This window comes from Bacillus sp. 22483 (genome assembly GCF_052044605.1).
GTDB lineage: Bacteria > Bacillota > Bacilli > Bacillales > Bacillaceae > Bacillus > Bacillus altitudinis.
The window spans coordinates 279,520-294,121 of record NZ_JBQENU010000001.1; the positions used below are offsets into that span (position 1 = coordinate 279,520).

Genomic DNA, 14,602 nt, shown 5'->3' on the forward strand with positions numbered 1-14,602 from the left:
TGGAGGATAAAATGAGTTTGGATTTTGAACGTCCTATGATTGAACTAAAAGAGAAATTTGATGAATTAAAGAAAATGATGAAAGAACATAATGTAGATTTATCATCAGAAATTCAAGAATTAGAAAAACGTTTAAATAAAATGCAAGATGAAATTTATTCTAATCTTACACCTTTTCAACGAGTTCAAATTGCAAGGCTACGTAACCGGCCCACGACATTGGATTATATACCTTTATTGTTTACAAACTTTTTTGAACTTCATGGTGATCGATTATATGGTGATGATCAAGCAATGATAGGTGGTATTGCAAAATTTAAAGGGATGCCCGTTACGGTTATTGGTCATCAAAGAGGGAGAAGTACAAAGGAAAATATAGAAAGAAATTTTGGAATGTCACACCCAGAAGGATATAGAAAAGCGCTAAGACTGATGAAACAAGCTGATAAATTTAATCGCCCTATTATTACATTTATTGATACAATTGGCGCCTATCCAGGCAAAGGATCTGAAGAACGTGGAATTTCTGAAGCGATAGCTCGAAATCTATTGGAAATGGCTACACTTAAAGTGCCAATTGTTTGTATTGTAATTGGAGAGGCATCAAGTGGTGGAGCTCTTGGCATTAGTGTCGGTAACCATATCCATATGTTAGAGTATTCATGGTACTCGGTCATTTCGCCAGAAGGAGCAGCATCTATCCTATGGAAGGACGCTAAGTATGCTCCAGAAGCTGCTAAACATATGAAAATTTCAGCAAAAGATTTAAAGCATTTAGGAATTATTGATGAAATCATTCCTGAAATTAAGGGTGGAGCACAAAATGATATCAACTCACAGGCAAAATTGATTGAATCTGCAATCGAATCATCTCTTAAAAAATTGATACGATTATCCTCGGAAGAGCTTATACAACAGCGATATGAAAAGTATAGACAAATAGAGAATTATAAATGAAAATATTTAAAACCGTATTACATTTCTGAGGATTCTTACTAAAAAGTTCTAAATATTTTGTAAGTAACCTCTTAAACTGGATATGCTGATACTATTAAAAAATGTGTGATTGGTATGGAAAAGGAATTTTTTGATTCTAAAAATACTGAGAAACAATCTGGTGGATAAAGTTCGTCCCCAACCAAAAGAAACAGAACAAATATTTGTTACCGACAATCAAAAAACCCTTGCTAGGCAAGGGTTTCAACGATGATTCCGACTGGGCTCGAACCAGCGACCTCTACCCTGTCAAGGTAGCGCTCTCCCAGCTGAGCTACGGAATCGGATTATGTATCAGTTCTGGGCTTTCTGTTACTGACAGTCTCTATTATATAACCATCATGATCAGTCGTCAATGGTTTTGTTCAAAAAAGGCGAAAAGCCGGTATACGCACCGGCTTTTTACTGACTTTTATGATTGGTTCACAAGAGCTGGCTTTAGTTGATCTAGTGCTTGTTTGAAGTCCCTTTTGAGGTCTTCTCCGTTTTCTACGCCCACACTTAATCGAAGTAAACCATCCGTGATGCCTCTTTTTTCTCTTTCTTCTTTTGGCATAGCGGCATGGGACATTTTGGCCGGATAGGAAAGAATGGATTCGACTGCTCCGAGGCTGACGGCGAATACAGGTAATGTGACGCCATCGACCAATTCTTTGACAGCCGCTTGGTTTTCTAGTTCAAATGAAAGAACAGCACCTGCACCGCTCGCCTGCTTCCGCTGAATGTCTGCCCCTGGGTGATCATCTAATCCTGGGTAGTATACTTTTTTGACCGCAGGATGTTCTTTTAGGAATGTAGCCAGTTCTAATGCGGTTTGACTGGCTTTTTCTAATCTGACTTGAAGGGTCTTTAATCCTCTAAGCACAAGCCAGCAATCCTGTACGCCAAGTACCGCCCCGAAGGAGTTTTGCAGCGAATAAAGTTCGTCTCCTAGCTTCTCATCTTTCACCACGGCTAAGCCTGAGAGTACATCACTGTGGCCGCTTAAAAATTTCGTTGCGCTGTGCAGCACAACGTCTACACCAAGGTCCAGCGGACGCTGAAGCGCAGGCGTTAAAAACGTATTATCTAAGAAAGTCAGACAGTCATGTTCTTTCGCAATCTGTACGACACCTTCAATATCCGTAATACCGAGTGTAGGGTTTGACGGTGTTTCCATGTAAATGACTTTTGTATTTGATTGAATGCCTTGTTTCACTTCATTCAAATTGGTCATGTCCACAAAGGTATGCTCAATCCCAAATCTTGAAAGAACTTGGGTGATCATTCGGAAAGTCCCGCCGTACACATCTCTTGTGACAAGAACATGATCTCCTTTTGATAATAGAAGAAAAGCGGTTGAAATGGCTGCCATACCTGACGCAAAGGCAAGCCCTCTCGTTCCTCCTTCTAGCGCTGCAATGGTATCCTCTAATGCCTGACGTGTAGGGGTGCCTGATCTGGAGTAGTCATATTGACCAAAGTCATCGAAGCTGCTTTGGTGAAACGTCGATGCATGTTGAATCGGTACACTGACTGCACCTGTTGAGCGGTCTGTTTTAAACGCATTATGAACGAGTTGTGTTTCTAGTGTCCAATCATGTGTGGTCATTTCGTGTGTACCTCCTCTTTCACATTTGATAGTGCCTGTTTTAAGTCTGCTTTTAGGTCCTCCACATGCTCAATCCCAACAGAGAAACGGAGAAGCTTATTACACACACCGTTTGCGATGCGAATCTCTTCTGGAATATCCATGTGCGTTTGCGTTGCAGGATACGTAATGAAGCTTTCGACTCCGCCAAGGCTTTCAGCAAAACAAATCGTTTTCAGCTTCTTTAAAAATGGATTGACCCAGTCCTCTTTGGCTACTCGGAATGACAGCATGCCTCCCTTTCCTGGGTAAAGCACATCTTGAATTTCCGGCTGCTGCTTTAGAAAGTCAGCTAATTCCTTCGCATTAGCTTCGTGCTGGCGCATTCTCAGCGCCAATGTTTTCATTCCTCTCATTAAAAGCCATGAGTCAAATGGAGATAAAACCGCTCCGATGGCGTTTTGATGCTGGAACATGTCTTCCGATAGCTGCTCCCCATTTGTGACGACAAGTCCGGCAAGAACATCGTTATGTCCGCCTAAATATTTGGTTGCACTATGAATGACAATGTCTGCTCCGAGTGTAATCGGTTTTTGCAAGACGGGCGTATAAAAGGTGTTATCCACAATGACCAATGCACCGTGATCTTTTGCGATTTTCGCAACCTTTTGAATATCCGCTTCCTGCATGAGTGGGTTTGTTGGCGTTTCAATAAAGACGGCTTTTGTATTTGGCGTCATTTTAGAGCGTAAACAGTCTTCATCTGAAAAATCATCATAAACAAAGCGCAGTCCGTACTTTTTCCATTCGTTTTCAAATAGACGGTATGTACCGCCATATAAATCTGATGAAACAATGAGTTCATCCCCGCTCTCAAACAGCGCCATGATCGTTTGGATGGCAGCCATTCCCGAACTGAAGGCAAAACCGGCCGTTCCTTCTTCGAGTGAAGCAATCGCATCTTCTACAAGCTGCCTTGTTGGGTTTTTCGTCCGAATATAATCAAATCCTGTTGATTCCCCAATGCCTCTATGTCTGTAAGCTGTTGAAAGATAAACGGGAGGACTGACAGTACCAGTCACCTCTTCGCTGCGGTTTCCAATTTGCGCTAACTTCGTTTCCACATGTTCTGTCATTTGACACCATCCTAAGTAAAAATCTAATTTCAAAACAGAAAAACCCCTTCTTCATAAGAAGAAGGGGTTTAATCGCTTCCTCTTATCTTCCAAGCAAAAAAGCTGCTTGCTGGATTTAGCACCTTGGTACATCACATGAAGTGATGCATACCGGTTGCTGAGGTTTCAAAGGGCCAGTCCCTCCACCTCTCACGATAAGAATGTGTTGTCTGTCTGTTCTAATTCTTAATACTGTAACGCATTAAACCTCATTTTTCAAGGGGAAATGTAACGATTAATTAAAATTTTCTGTATTTTGCAGCAGATTGAATGTCAGCCAATTTGATTGCATGTTAGCATATAGGAACAACGCTGTTTTTCGTGTTACAATGAATGGAAACGTTTCACTTATGATGAATTTGGTTAGCTGGAGGAATGGATTATGGTGAAGAAAACAGGCATCATTCAAGAAGAAACCTTACAGTCAAAAGAACTTGGGGCAGATATGACCATTTTGATTTATTTGCCAGTCAATTACTCCCCCCTTTATACATATCATGTCATCATTGCACAAGATGGTCATGATTATTTCCGTCTAGGTAAAATAGGCAGACAGGCGGAAGAATTAATGCAAAACAAAGAAATGGAACGCTCGATTATCATTGGTGTCCCATATGAAAATGTGACTGAAAGGCGAAATACGTATCATCCAGACGGACCAAAGTTCGAGGCGTATAAACGCTTTTTGGCAAATGAACTAGTTCCGTATATTGATGAACACTACCCAACGTATCAAGTTGGATCAGGTCGTACATTTATTGGTGATTCATTAGGTGCTACGATCTCACTTATGACAGCCATTGATTATCCTTCGTTATTTGGTGGACTGATTTTGCAGTCTCCTTACGTGGATGAGTCGGTTCTGCAAGCAGTCAAACAGTCATCATCCCTTGCTCACTATGCCATTATCCATCAAATCGGGTTAGAAGAAACAGCTGTGAAAACGACAGATGGGCAAGTGCTAGACTTTATTCAGCCAAACGAAGAATTAAAGATTCTTTTGGAGAAATCCGGTGCGGATTATTTATTTGAGACATTCGAAGGCGATCATAAATGGACGTTTTGGCAGCCGCTCATTTCACCTTCGTTAAAAAGAATGCTCCCATATTCGTTAATCAACTGAATTTTGTTATAATAAAAAATAATAAATACTTTCTTAATCAGGAGGGAACATGATGAAATACGGAGTTGTTTTATTTCCATCAAAAAAATTGCAAGACATTGCGAACTCTTATCGGAAACGTTATGATCCGAACTATGCACTCATACCACCTCATTTAACATTAAGAACACCTTTTGAATTAACGGATCTAGAAGCAGCTGAGGTCGTCTCCACCTTGCGAGAGTACGCAAAAAATGCTTCTCCTATTACGTTACGTATTAAAAAATTCAGTTCATTCGCTCCTGTAAACAACGTGATTTATATGAAAGTAGAACCGAACGAAGAATTAATGGCTCTCAATGAGAAGTTGTACACTGATCCGCTTGCTGGTACACCTGAATATGCGTTTGTTCCGCATGTGACAGTGGCTCAAAAGTTATCAGACGATGAGCATTCAGACGTTCTAGGCACATTGAAGCTGAGAAAAATTGACCACGAGGAAACGGTTGACCGCTTCCATCTTTTATATCAATTAGAGAACGGTTCTTGGACCGTTTATGAAACATTTATCTTAGGAGAAGAGGGTTAAAGACATTTGAATACAGTCATCGTAAAAGAACAAACACAACGAGAAGATGCTTATTATGTTCGAAAAGAAGTTTTCGTAAAAGAACAAGAAGTCCCGTTAGAGATCGAAATTGATGAACTTGAGGACGAAGCCATTCACTTTGTCATTTATAATGATGACAATAAACCACAAGCTGCTGCTAGACTGCGCATAATTGAAGGTCATAAGGCAAAGCTTGAACGAATTTGTGTATTAAAAGAGGCGCGCTCTTTCGGTCTTGGCCACCAGCTTTTAGAAGCACTTGAGTCTGAAGCGATGGCAAACGGGGCGAAAGAAGCTGTCATGCATGCACAAGTCCAAGCTCTTCCCTTCTACGAAAAGAAAGGCTACAAAGCCGTTTCAGAACCGTTTGAAGAAGCAGGGATTACACATGTCAAAATGACAAAAACACTATCCGTTTAACGAAAATAAAAAGCCAGGGCATCATGGATGCTCTGGCTTTTTATTGATTCCATCTCGTTCGCTCAGGAAGAAAGCGTAGTCATTTAGACGTAAGTATTGATATGAACGCCCTTACCTTCTTCCATAAACATATCTCGTACAAAGCGTTCCCGCTTTTTTTGCTGTACTTTCGTTTCCGCTTCTGTCACTAAGTCCTCTTTTTTCTCCAGCTCTCTGTATACCTTGTCATGAAAGGTGCGGGTGACCTTCGTCACTTTCGCATAGTCTTCTTTATCCTGAGGAGCAGGACGATTGATATATTGAAAATACAGATCCGGCTGAATCGGGGCTATATATCCCATCAAGAACGCCTCCTTTGCTTCTCTTCTACTCTACTATTCCCTAATTATGACTGTTTGAAACACGCCTCATTTGATATGATTAGATGTGTTTCTTTTTAACATTGATTGACTATTGGAGGACTAGCTTTGAAATGCGCACGACGACATGATCGAACGATCTCATTACATACATATTCGAGAGAACACTATCAATTCCTCCATGATGAGGGAAAAAAAGGGCATTTATCTTGCCCATATTGCGGACAACCCGTCTTTTTTAGATTAAATATACATGAAGTACCTGCCTTTATCCATAAGCAAATATCTCAGCAAGAGATTTGCGAAAAAAGAGAACAACAAGAGGAAAAGAAACCGGCTGAACGAGAGGAAGAGGCATCCTACAAAGAACTTGGCGGCTTTCGCTTTCCAACCGGCAAACAGATCATCTCACAAACAGAAGAATCGGATGACTGGCAGGAACCACGGTCCATTCAATTTGGCGAAACCTTTCATTTAGAAAAGAATGAAGAAGTGCATACCATTGACCTCTTTCCACACATCACCTTTAGCGCACCGCAGCTTCAAGCTGTCACACACAAAGACGGTCCGATGCTTGTGCTGGCTGGCGCCGGCAGCGGGAAAACAAGGGTACTGACAGCAAGAGCTGCTTATCTGATGTCATACCATCAAATCCCTGCTCACCATATCCTGCTCGTGACCTTCACCACAAAAGCAAGCAGTGAAATGAAAGAAAGACTGCGTATGCAGTATCAGCTTCATCCTTCACAGGCGAGCCAAGTTGTGACAGGCACATTCCACAGTCTATTTTATAAAATGCTGCTTCACGATGATCGGGGCAAATGGAACGGACAGCATTTGATTAAATTCGACTGGCAAAAAGAGCAGTATATTCGCAAAGCGATCATGCATGAAGGACTTGATGAAAAAGACTATCCAACCGGTCAAGTGCTGCAATCAATCGGCTATTGGAAAAATGCTTTTTTACCAAACGAACTTCCTGAGCTGAAAGATGAAAAGGAAAAGCAAATGTGGACAATCTATCAGTCATACGAACAGCAAAAGCGTGAAAATCAACAATTTGACTTTGATGACATGGCGATTGCCTGTTTACACATGCTGAATAAGCAGCCTGAATTGCTCAAACAATATCAAGAACGATTCAAGTATATTTTAGTAGATGAATTTCAAGATATTAATCCCGTACAATATCAATTAATCCAGCTTTTAGCTGGAGAATCCGAGCAGCTATTTTGTGTAGGCGATGATGATCAAGCCATCTATGCATTTAGAGGAAGCAATCCTGCTTTTATTCTTGACTTCAAACAGGACTATCCTTCGGCCGAGATCGTCCATTTACATGCAAATTACCGCTCTCATCATACGATTGTCGCAAGTGCTGACGCCATTATTAAGAAGAACCAGCATCGTTACGAGAAAACGTTAAAAGCCGTTCGCGTGGAGAAAATTCCGCCGACTCTTTTTTATCCATATGACGAGGAAGAGGAAGCGACCATGATCGTAGCAGATATTCAGGAGAAAATTAAAAACGGTGCAAAACCGAATGACTTTTGCGTGCTGTTTAGAACGAATACAGGAGGCCGAGCGATTTATGAACGTCTTCATCAATCGGCGATTCCGTATCAAACCGATGCTGGCGTAAAAGCCTTTTATAGCAGAAGAATTGTTCGGGTGCTGCTCGCTTTTCTTTCGCTCAGTCAGGATGCAGATGATGTCGCCGCAATGAAGCTGCTGCTGCCCGTTTTCTTTTTAAAGCAGCAAACACTGAATACCATGAAGGCGCTGACCATTACGGAAGATTGTTCTATGGTAGAGGCACTTGGAAAGCTAACAGACATTCAGCCGTTTCAGCGCAAAAAACTACAATCGATCGTTCCCCTGTTTCGAACGTTAAAATCGTTAAAGCCATCTGAAGCTGTAGCGTTTATTGAACAAAGGATGGGACTTGGTGGTTATTTAAAAAAACGTGTGAATGATACGAATGTGCTTGAAAAAGGAACAGATGATGTACGAGATGTGAAAACAGCGGCGAAACGTTTTGAAACGATTGAAGCCTTCCTCGCTCATGCCGAACATATGAAATCTGCTGAAAAGGAAAAATCAGATGAACCAGGCGTTCAGCTCATGACGATCCACCGTGCGAAGGGACTAGAATTCCAAACAGTGTACATCACGAGCGTGGTTGATGGGGCGCTCCCTCATGACTTTGCACTTGATGAGCTGAGAAGCGGTGATGAAGAAGCCATCGAAGAGGAGCGGCGCTTATTATACGTTGCCATGACGAGAGCAGAACAATCCCTTTATCTATCCGTTCCATCATATAGAAGAGGAAAAACGGCTCACCGCTCCCGCTTTTTGTACCCTCTTTTAAAGAAAAATCGTGAATTATTCACACAAAAACAACAGGCCCCCCTTTAAATGGAGAGCCTGTTGTTTATTTTTTGTTGTTCATCATTTTAGCGATTGTATTAAAATCAAGCTTTTCTTTTCCACTTGTAATCGATTGAACGATTTTGTCTTCCATTTCTTTAGGTACACGTTTGTTTGCAAGCTGCGCCACTTTTTTAATGACACCTCGAACGGTATTCTCATCTTTAAAGTTCGCGTTTTGCAAAGAACCTGCAAGCTTAAAGACATCATTCATATTTACACCTGTTTTATTTTCCACACTTTTAAAGAATTTATTATCCATTCCTTTGCCTCCTCTTTGTGGAGTAATCACCTTACTATATGAAAATAGGCGAGATATGTGCCTATCCTGCTGCCTTGTTAGCAAAGAGAAAGGAAAGCAAAAGGCTTCCCTATTGCTTCCCTCACCTTCTTACTGTTTAGTTAAAGAAAGAAGCACCAACGATGATTAGAAGGATGAAAAGCACGACGACAAGAACAAAAGTTGAACCATAACCGCCGCCGTAGCCGCCACCATAACCTCCGCAATAACCGCCACCGTAACCGTAACAACTCATATTTAAGCACCTCCTCTTCTCCCTTACAAAATATGAAAAATACATGAAATGGTTTGGACGATCACATAAAAAAGTGCGGAATTTTTATTTCTGCTGTTTAAAGACGTAATCTGCCTCTCCATGACGGATCATGAATGCTTCTGTTTCTTTCGCAAAAGTATCCATTTTCTCGCCAAATGCTTTTAAGTGCTCTTCAAGATCCTTCGCTTTATTCGCTAGATCCATTTCAGCTTTTTCGTGCGCTTGCTCTTTCCCATCATGGGGTTTAGTGAACAAGGAACCGATTAATTGTTCGAATGCATCCATTCTGGTCACCCCTTCTCTCTTACATATGCATCACCCAAAAAAAGGGCAACAAAAAAACCGGATAAATCCGGCTTTTGTTTTTCCCTATTGAGGTTTCTTTTTCTTCCCGCAGCCGCAGCCCGTCTTCTTGATTTTCTTCGTATATACAGATTGTTGATTTGACTGCGCTGGATACCCTTGAAGCATATGTGACGGTGTTTCAGTTGGTTTCATCGCAACCCTTCCTTTCCTATTCCATGTTAGTATATGCATTTTCTTTAAGCGTGTCTGATCAGAATGCCTGTTTATTTCACAAGCTTCGACACGACTGCTTCAATCAAGCCTGCTGCGGCGGCAATCGCTAATAGTAAATTAAGCCACATGCTGATGACAGGAAAAAATATGTATATCAGTAGTAAAGCAGCAGTGCACCACATACCCGTACACCAATAACAGCTTAACAGCTCTCCTATCCAAGATCGCAGTCCCTTCCCCTTAATGACGATATAGGTCTCGACTTCACCTTGTTCGTTTACCTCTTCTTGCTCTTCATGAAATAGACGGCGAAAGGGGGCTGTAATCGTATCAAACACGATCAATCTCGTCAGCCTAAAGGATGCGAGGGCAAATATAGCAAATGACAAAGCGCCGCTCATGGAACCTCCACCTCCTTCATTCTTCTTTTTCCGTCCTTTCTTTATATATGCAAAAAGAAAGACCGCCATGATGAATCGAGTGCAAATAAAATTGGGTTGTACTTTTTCATGCTTTCCGATTCCACCTTGAGCCTCTGCTGCATTAAATAATGTATAGATAAGAAAGGAGTGAAAGTATTGTCTATTGAAGAAAGTGCTGATTTATTATACACACAACTGTTAAACGAATTAATCAGCAATTATGATGATTTCATCGAGATCAAGGATTCCGAAAATGTCACGATTCATAAAACAGATGTAACAGCCGCACTCTCCCTTCAAGCGACCGTAACGACAATCATTACTCTTTTAATTCAAATTCTTGTACCAGATGATGAATTGGCTGCAGACATCACAGAACAGCTTTTAGCTGCACAACAAGTGACAGTTCAAAAGAAAACAGTGATTCAAATCATCAATTGTTATAACGTCACGATTACATTATCTGATGCATCCATTATGAATTCCGTACAAATTCTCACTCAAACACTAAATGTACTTTTAGTTGAAGCCGGCATTCTTTGACCCTTTCTTTTTCTAACATCATGTATGAAAGAGGTGAAATAATCGTGGCTGAAGAGAACGAAAAAAAGGAGTTTCAAATCAACACTGATGTTGATCCATTAACAAGCCTTCTTGTGAGTGATATTTTAAACAAAAATAATGTCACAGATGATCAGAAAGCAAACCTTTCAGAAGATCAAAGAAGGATGATTTTGAAGCTGGTTCAGGATTTACAAAAGAAAGCAGATGATTTCGTACAGCAGCAGCAGGAGAAAAAGCGTCAGGCAGAGGCAGCAAAATATGCAGAAGAGGTCGAGCCTGAACCGCAAGTGCGCCCTAAACGAAATTCACTTCGAGATCGTATCCAGCAGCGCCGTCAAGCGCAGCAAAATAACGATTAAATAAAAATGGGTTGCCTGCTAGGATAAATGCCCGAGACAAAACCAATCATTCCAGCATTTAATAAAGTAAACGGAAGGAGGAAAAGAAATGGATTCTAAACCATACTCTTGGGTCGCTCTAGATCGTAACTGTACACACCACGGCGATTACCATCATAACTACGAAAGAAAAGCAGTTTGTGACGGCCACTATTATGATGATGAAGATGTTTTACAAGACTTTGATCAAGTGAGTGTCACAAAGCAGACATCTGAGGAAGTCATTATCGTTAGAGATTCTTGTGACATTAACGTCTCTTCTGTTGATGCACAGGTTGCAGCATCTATCCAAGCAGCTGTTCAAACAGCGATCATCACCATTACAAACATCTCAATCGCTGATGGTGACCTAGCTGACCGCGTCACGCAAGATCTCTTGCAAGCAGCTAGCCACAAACAAACAAATCGCCAGAAACTTGTCATCGAAAACTCTAGAAACGTTACAGTCTCTACAATCGATGCGGACATCTCTATTGCCATCCAAACGCTTACACAGACACTTGTTGCGACGATCGTTGCAATTGGTATCCTCTAATGTACAAAAGCAGAGCGAAAAGCTCTGCTTTTCCTTTTTCTAAAAATACAACAAAGATAAATAGTCATTTACCCACACCAACTAGAGGGCGCATACATATGTTGTTAAGGACTAAAGTCAAATACCTTGTTAAAGGAGCTGAAATCCATGAGCTGCGGAAAACACCATGGCCGACATGATGAAAACTGTGTATGCGATGCGGTTGATAAGATTTTAGCAGAGCAGGAAGCTGTAGAAGATAAATGTCCTACGAGCTGCTACAGTAATTTATTAAGCCCGACAGTTTCTGGAAAAGATACGATTCCGTTTTTACTTTTTGATAAAAAGGGCGGATTGTTCTCTACTTTCGGAAACATTGGAGGATTTGTTGACGATTGCCAATGCTTCGAATCCATTTTCTTCCGGGTTGAAAAATTGCATGACTGCTGTGCCACATTATCTGTGTTAAGACCTGTTGATGTACACGGACATACGCTAAGCGTTTGTCACCCTTGCGATCCTGACTTCTTTGGTTTAGAAAAAGCGGACTTTTGTATCGAAGTTGATTTGAACTGTTTCTGCGCGATCCAATGTTTAAATCCAGAACTTGTCGACAGAGTCATGCCAACAAAAGATAAAAAGCATCATCACCACGGCTAAACCAATCGCCCGCTCATCTAACTTGTCATGAGTCAAAGCATCCCCTTCCTCACGAATGACAACCAATCATGCGGAGCAGTCAGCAAAAGGCGGCCGCTTCCGCATTGATTGACATTAGATGCATCAACCGGCGAGACACTTCATAAAGCTTATAGATGATGATGACAGTGCTCAAACACTCAAACAAATTTCCTTGTATAGGAGGGTTGAATATGAGCCGCAAACATTCATGGAACTGTGTAGCAGAGGCTGTTGAAAACATAAACGACTTACAAAATGCCGTCGAAGAGGATTGCCCGACCAGCTGTTACAGCAATCTCCTTTCTCCATCACATTCATTAGGTGACACTGTCCCGTTTGTTCTATTTACCTCAAAATCAAAACCATTCGTCGCATTCGGAAACGTCGGAGAAGTAGATGCTGGCCCTTGCTTCAGCACTGCATTTTTCAGAGTCGAACACATCTCTGATCACTGCGCAACACTCAGCTTGCTTATTGCATTTGACAAAGATCGTCATATTTTAGATTTTACAGATAAAGATTCCGTATGTGATGTGTTCCGTTTAGAAAAATCAAAATATTGCATTGAAGTAGACCTTGACTGCTTCTGCGCAATCGAGTGCTTAAATCCAAGACTCATCAACCGTAGCTGCTAACAAAAAAAGTCCCGTTATGGGACTTTTTTTATGTTCATTAAAAACCAAGTGGATGAATAGAAGAAATATCACCAATTGCTAATTCCACTGGATTACCGCCGCCTGCCGTGCGAATGACCACCATATTGTCTTTTCTCTCCATGATGATTCCTCTGTATGTTTTTCCATCGGCTTCAATGAGGCAAAGCGCTCTCGGCATATTATGCGGCAGACTTGTAAGAAAATCGACTTTCTCCTCGATATTCATTTGGCTTAACGGCTTCTTCACTCGTTTTCTTCTTGGTTCTTCTTTTGTTTCATGAAATACGCCTTCTGGTTGTTTTTCTTGTTCTTGTACTGGCTCTCGATTTTGTGAATCATCTTTTTCTTGATTGATCTCCTGCTCTTGCTGTAGCGCAGGCGGCTCTTCTTTTTTCTGCTTTACTTCCTGTGATATAGGTTCTTGCACGCTCTCTTCAATGGCATCCTCTTTGGCGCTTTTTTTGGTTTCTGAAGGTTTTTCTGACTTCTTTCGCTTTCTCACAATATTTTGCATGGCCGGCGCTGATTCATCATAGCTCGGCTGAACAATATACATAAGCGGCTTTTGATTCTCATCACCTTTATTTGACATACTGATCCCTCCCGAATGATTCATTCCTTATATATATGAGAGGACACCCCAAATCAGAAGAAAAATAAAAAACAGCATACCAGTGATTGGTATGCTGCAAATCAATTATTCGTTTAGCGGGCAATGATATGGAAGCCAGAATCAACATGAAGATTCTCACCTGTCATGCCGCGGGATAAATCACTGAATAAGAATAGTGCTGTATCGCCAACTTCTTCAGGAGTCGTTGTACGGCGAAGTGGTGCACGCTCTTCAATATCCTTCAGGATCGTATTAAAGCCGCTGATTCCTTTTGCAGATAACGTACGAATTGGACCAGCAGAAATGCTGTTCACACGGATGCCTTCCGCTCCAAGATCAGCTGCTAAGTATTTCACACTTGCTTCAAGGGCTGCTTTTGCTACACCCATGACATTGTAGTTAGAGACAACGCGCTCTCCGCCTAGGTAAGTAAGTGTGACAATGCTTCCGCCTTCTGTCATGAGCGGACGTGCTGCTTTTGCTACAGCTGTTAGTGAATAGGCACTAATGTTGTGCGCTAAAAGGAAACCTTCACGGTTCGTGTTCAAATATTCACCGACAAGCTCTTCTTTGTTCGCAAATGCAATCGCATGTGCAACACCATGGATGACTTGTACTTTTTCTTTAATCGTTGCAAAACATTTTTCGATTTCTTCATCACTTGTCACATCACAAGGAAGAATAATGGAATCATCACGCTCTAGCGTGCTTGCTAGCTCTTTCACTGATTCTGCCAGACGATCTCCAACATAAGTAAAAATCAAACGAGCTCCTGCTTCGTGAAGTGAACGAGCAATTCCCCAAGCGATGCTTCGTTTATTGGCAACACCCATCACCACAATATTACGGCCTTCTAAAGAAAAGTTCATATGTATTAAAGCCTCCTATTTTTTCAAGACATAGTATTAGTACCTGATCATAATCTTATCACAAATCATGAGATATTGACAATTTCCGTTGAAAGAAAGTTTTTATTTCAGTAAAAAGACCGTCCTCACAAGTGAAGACAGTCTTCTT

At 41.2% G+C, this 14,602-nt stretch carries 20 protein-coding genes, 1 tRNA gene and 1 riboswitch; of the genes, 10 read left to right on the forward strand and 11 right to left on the reverse strand.

Translation table 11 applies throughout. The features are described from left to right. Positions 1–11 precede the first annotated feature (11 nt). Positions 12–956: an acetyl-CoA carboxylase carboxyltransferase subunit alpha gene (locus tag ACTJJQ_RS01440; RefSeq protein ID WP_081114978.1), complete on the forward strand. Its 945-nt coding sequence runs from the start codon at positions 12–14 to the stop codon at positions 954–956. Between the two features lie 250 nt (positions 957–1,206). On the opposite strand, the gene ACTJJQ_RS01445 is transcribed toward ACTJJQ_RS01440, so the two are convergent. The 3 genes from ACTJJQ_RS01445 to ACTJJQ_RS01455 form a co-directional block, all read right to left on the reverse strand. After that, positions 1,207–1,279 (reverse strand) — tRNA-Val (locus ACTJJQ_RS01445). Positions 1,280–1,407: 128 nt separating this feature from the next. After that, on the reverse strand, positions 1,408–2,586 hold the full coding sequence (gene metC / locus ACTJJQ_RS01450; RefSeq protein WP_125589033.1) for a cystathionine beta-lyase: 1,179 nt from the start codon (positions 2,584–2,586) through the stop codon (positions 1,408–1,410). Next, positions 2,583–3,701, reverse strand: a complete 1,119-nt coding sequence (locus ACTJJQ_RS01455) for a methionine biosynthesis PLP-dependent protein (RefSeq protein ID WP_035700347.1) — start codon at positions 3,699–3,701, stop codon at positions 2,583–2,585. The genes metC and ACTJJQ_RS01455 overlap by 4 nt, the downstream gene beginning before the upstream one ends. A gap of 79 nt (positions 3,702–3,780) precedes the next feature. After that, positions 3,781–3,902, reverse strand: a riboswitch (SAM riboswitch). A 220-nt stretch (positions 3,903–4,122) separates the two neighbouring features. On the opposite strand from ACTJJQ_RS01455, the gene ACTJJQ_RS01460 reads away from it, so the two are divergent. The 3 genes from ACTJJQ_RS01460 to ACTJJQ_RS01470 are packed head-to-tail and all read left to right on the forward strand — an operon-like array spanning position 4,123 to position 5,872. Continuing rightward, positions 4,123–4,863, forward strand: coding sequence for an esterase family protein (locus ACTJJQ_RS01460; protein ID WP_035700344.1), 741 nt, complete (start codon positions 4,123–4,125; stop codon positions 4,861–4,863). A 52-nt stretch (positions 4,864–4,915) separates the two neighbouring features. Continuing rightward, on the forward strand, positions 4,916–5,431 hold the full coding sequence (locus tag ACTJJQ_RS01465; protein WP_017359656.1) for a YjcG family protein: 516 nt from the start codon (positions 4,916–4,918) through the stop codon (positions 5,429–5,431). A gap of 6 nt (positions 5,432–5,437) precedes the next feature. Beyond that, complete coding sequence (locus ACTJJQ_RS01470) at positions 5,438–5,872, forward strand: GNAT family N-acetyltransferase (protein WP_008348412.1); 435 nt, start codon at positions 5,438–5,440, stop codon at positions 5,870–5,872. 83 nt (positions 5,873–5,955) lie between these two features. Here the strand turns inward: ACTJJQ_RS01470 and ACTJJQ_RS01475 are convergent, their stop codons facing one another. Further along, entirely contained in the window at positions 5,956–6,213 is a 258-nt protein-coding gene (locus ACTJJQ_RS01475) for a hypothetical protein (protein ID WP_008348414.1), read from the reverse strand. A gap of 126 nt (positions 6,214–6,339) precedes the next feature. Here ACTJJQ_RS01475 and ACTJJQ_RS01480 point away from each other — a divergent pair, with 126 nt between their 5' ends. After that, entirely contained in the window at positions 6,340–8,649 is a 2,310-nt protein-coding gene (locus ACTJJQ_RS01480; protein WP_440599890.1) for an ATP-dependent helicase, read from the forward strand. Between the two features lie 16 nt (positions 8,650–8,665). Here the strand turns inward: ACTJJQ_RS01480 and ACTJJQ_RS01485 are convergent, their stop codons facing one another. From ACTJJQ_RS01485 to ACTJJQ_RS01505, 5 genes are all read right to left on the reverse strand, one after another. Beyond that, positions 8,666–8,923: a stage VI sporulation protein F gene (locus tag ACTJJQ_RS01485; protein WP_008348417.1), complete on the reverse strand. Its 258-nt coding sequence runs from the start codon at positions 8,921–8,923 to the stop codon at positions 8,666–8,668. Between the two features lie 136 nt (positions 8,924–9,059). Continuing rightward, entirely contained in the window at positions 9,060–9,197 is a 138-nt protein-coding gene (locus ACTJJQ_RS01490; RefSeq protein ID WP_008348419.1) for a YjcZ family sporulation protein, read from the reverse strand. Positions 9,198–9,281: 84 nt separating this feature from the next. Continuing rightward, positions 9,282–9,503: a hypothetical protein gene (locus ACTJJQ_RS01495; RefSeq protein ID WP_008348420.1), complete on the reverse strand. Its 222-nt coding sequence runs from the start codon at positions 9,501–9,503 to the stop codon at positions 9,282–9,284. An 84-nt stretch (positions 9,504–9,587) separates the two neighbouring features. Then, complete coding sequence (locus ACTJJQ_RS01500; RefSeq protein ID WP_008348422.1) at positions 9,588–9,716, reverse strand: hypothetical protein; 129 nt, start codon at positions 9,714–9,716, stop codon at positions 9,588–9,590. A gap of 71 nt (positions 9,717–9,787) precedes the next feature. Further along, positions 9,788–10,138, reverse strand: a complete 351-nt coding sequence (locus tag ACTJJQ_RS01505; protein WP_035700339.1) for a DUF1360 domain-containing protein — start codon at positions 10,136–10,138, stop codon at positions 9,788–9,790. Positions 10,139–10,315: 177 nt separating this feature from the next. Here ACTJJQ_RS01505 and ACTJJQ_RS01510 point away from each other — a divergent pair, with 177 nt between their 5' ends. The 5 genes from ACTJJQ_RS01510 (at position 10,316) to ACTJJQ_RS01530 (ending at position 12,951) form a co-directional block, all read left to right on the forward strand. Then, entirely contained in the window at positions 10,316–10,702 is a 387-nt protein-coding gene (locus tag ACTJJQ_RS01510) for a spore coat protein (protein WP_007498962.1), read from the forward strand. A 44-nt stretch (positions 10,703–10,746) separates the two neighbouring features. Next, positions 10,747–11,082, forward strand: coding sequence for a hypothetical protein (locus ACTJJQ_RS01515; RefSeq protein WP_017359658.1), 336 nt, complete (start codon positions 10,747–10,749; stop codon positions 11,080–11,082). An 88-nt stretch (positions 11,083–11,170) separates the two neighbouring features. Then, entirely contained in the window at positions 11,171–11,656 is a 486-nt protein-coding gene (locus ACTJJQ_RS01520; protein ID WP_008348431.1) for a spore coat protein, read from the forward strand. A 147-nt stretch (positions 11,657–11,803) separates the two neighbouring features. Continuing rightward, positions 11,804–12,295, forward strand: a complete 492-nt coding sequence (locus ACTJJQ_RS01525; protein WP_008348432.1) for a CotY/CotZ family spore coat protein — start codon at positions 11,804–11,806, stop codon at positions 12,293–12,295. Between the two features lie 212 nt (positions 12,296–12,507). Beyond that, entirely contained in the window at positions 12,508–12,951 is a 444-nt protein-coding gene (locus ACTJJQ_RS01530) for a CotY/CotZ family spore coat protein (RefSeq protein ID WP_008348434.1), read from the forward strand. Positions 12,952–12,988: 37 nt separating this feature from the next. Here ACTJJQ_RS01530 and ACTJJQ_RS01535 read toward each other — a convergent pair whose 3' ends face one another. Together ACTJJQ_RS01535 and fabI are read right to left on the reverse strand one after the other, a co-directional pair. Beyond that, positions 12,989–13,564, reverse strand: coding sequence for a CotO family spore coat protein (locus ACTJJQ_RS01535; RefSeq protein ID WP_079919100.1), 576 nt, complete (start codon positions 13,562–13,564; stop codon positions 12,989–12,991). Positions 13,565–13,677: 113 nt separating this feature from the next. After that, entirely contained in the window at positions 13,678–14,454 is a 777-nt protein-coding gene (gene fabI, locus ACTJJQ_RS01540) for an enoyl-ACP reductase FabI (RefSeq protein WP_003211867.1), read from the reverse strand. Positions 14,455–14,602 lie beyond the last annotated feature (148 nt).

Excerpts from the sequence above, each read along its gene's own strand:
- ACTJJQ_RS01440 (WP_081114978.1), top strand. The coding sequence starts at position 12 with ATGAGTTTGGATTTTGAACGTCCTATGATTGAACTAAAAGAGAAATTT.
- fabI (WP_003211867.1), bottom strand. The coding sequence starts at position 14,454 with ATGAACTTTTCTTTAGAAGGCCGTAATATTGTGGTGATGGGTGTTGCC.
- ACTJJQ_RS01500 (WP_008348422.1), bottom strand. The coding sequence starts at position 9,716 with ATGAAACCAACTGAAACACCGTCACATATGCTTCAAGGGTATCCAGCG.
- ACTJJQ_RS01520 (WP_008348431.1), top strand. The coding sequence starts at position 11,171 with ATGGATTCTAAACCATACTCTTGGGTCGCTCTAGATCGTAACTGTACA.
- ACTJJQ_RS01485 (WP_008348417.1), bottom strand. The coding sequence starts at position 8,923 with ATGGATAATAAATTCTTTAAAAGTGTGGAAAATAAAACAGGTGTAAAT.
- ACTJJQ_RS01455 (WP_035700347.1), bottom strand. The coding sequence starts at position 3,701 with ATGACAGAACATGTGGAAACGAAGTTAGCGCAAATTGGAAACCGCAGC.
- ACTJJQ_RS01495 (WP_008348420.1), bottom strand. The coding sequence starts at position 9,503 with ATGGATGCATTCGAACAATTAATCGGTTCCTTGTTCACTAAACCCCAT.
- ACTJJQ_RS01465 (WP_017359656.1), top strand. The coding sequence starts at position 4,916 with ATGAAATACGGAGTTGTTTTATTTCCATCAAAAAAATTGCAAGACATT.
- ACTJJQ_RS01475 (WP_008348414.1), bottom strand. The coding sequence starts at position 6,213 with ATGGGATATATAGCCCCGATTCAGCCGGATCTGTATTTTCAATATATC.
- ACTJJQ_RS01535 (WP_079919100.1), bottom strand. The coding sequence starts at position 13,564 with ATGTCAAATAAAGGTGATGAGAATCAAAAGCCGCTTATGTATATTGTT.
- ACTJJQ_RS01490 (WP_008348419.1), bottom strand. The coding sequence starts at position 9,197 with ATGAGTTGTTACGGTTACGGTGGCGGTTATTGCGGAGGTTATGGTGGC.
- ACTJJQ_RS01460 (WP_035700344.1), top strand. The coding sequence starts at position 4,123 with ATGGTGAAGAAAACAGGCATCATTCAAGAAGAAACCTTACAGTCAAAA.
- metC (WP_125589033.1), bottom strand. The coding sequence starts at position 2,586 with ATGACCACACATGATTGGACACTAGAAACACAACTCGTTCATAATGCG.
- ACTJJQ_RS01530 (WP_008348434.1), top strand. The coding sequence starts at position 12,508 with ATGAGCCGCAAACATTCATGGAACTGTGTAGCAGAGGCTGTTGAAAAC.
- ACTJJQ_RS01505 (WP_035700339.1), bottom strand. The coding sequence starts at position 10,138 with ATGAGCGGCGCTTTGTCATTTGCTATATTTGCCCTCGCATCCTTTAGG.
- ACTJJQ_RS01525 (WP_008348432.1), top strand. The coding sequence starts at position 11,804 with ATGAGCTGCGGAAAACACCATGGCCGACATGATGAAAACTGTGTATGC.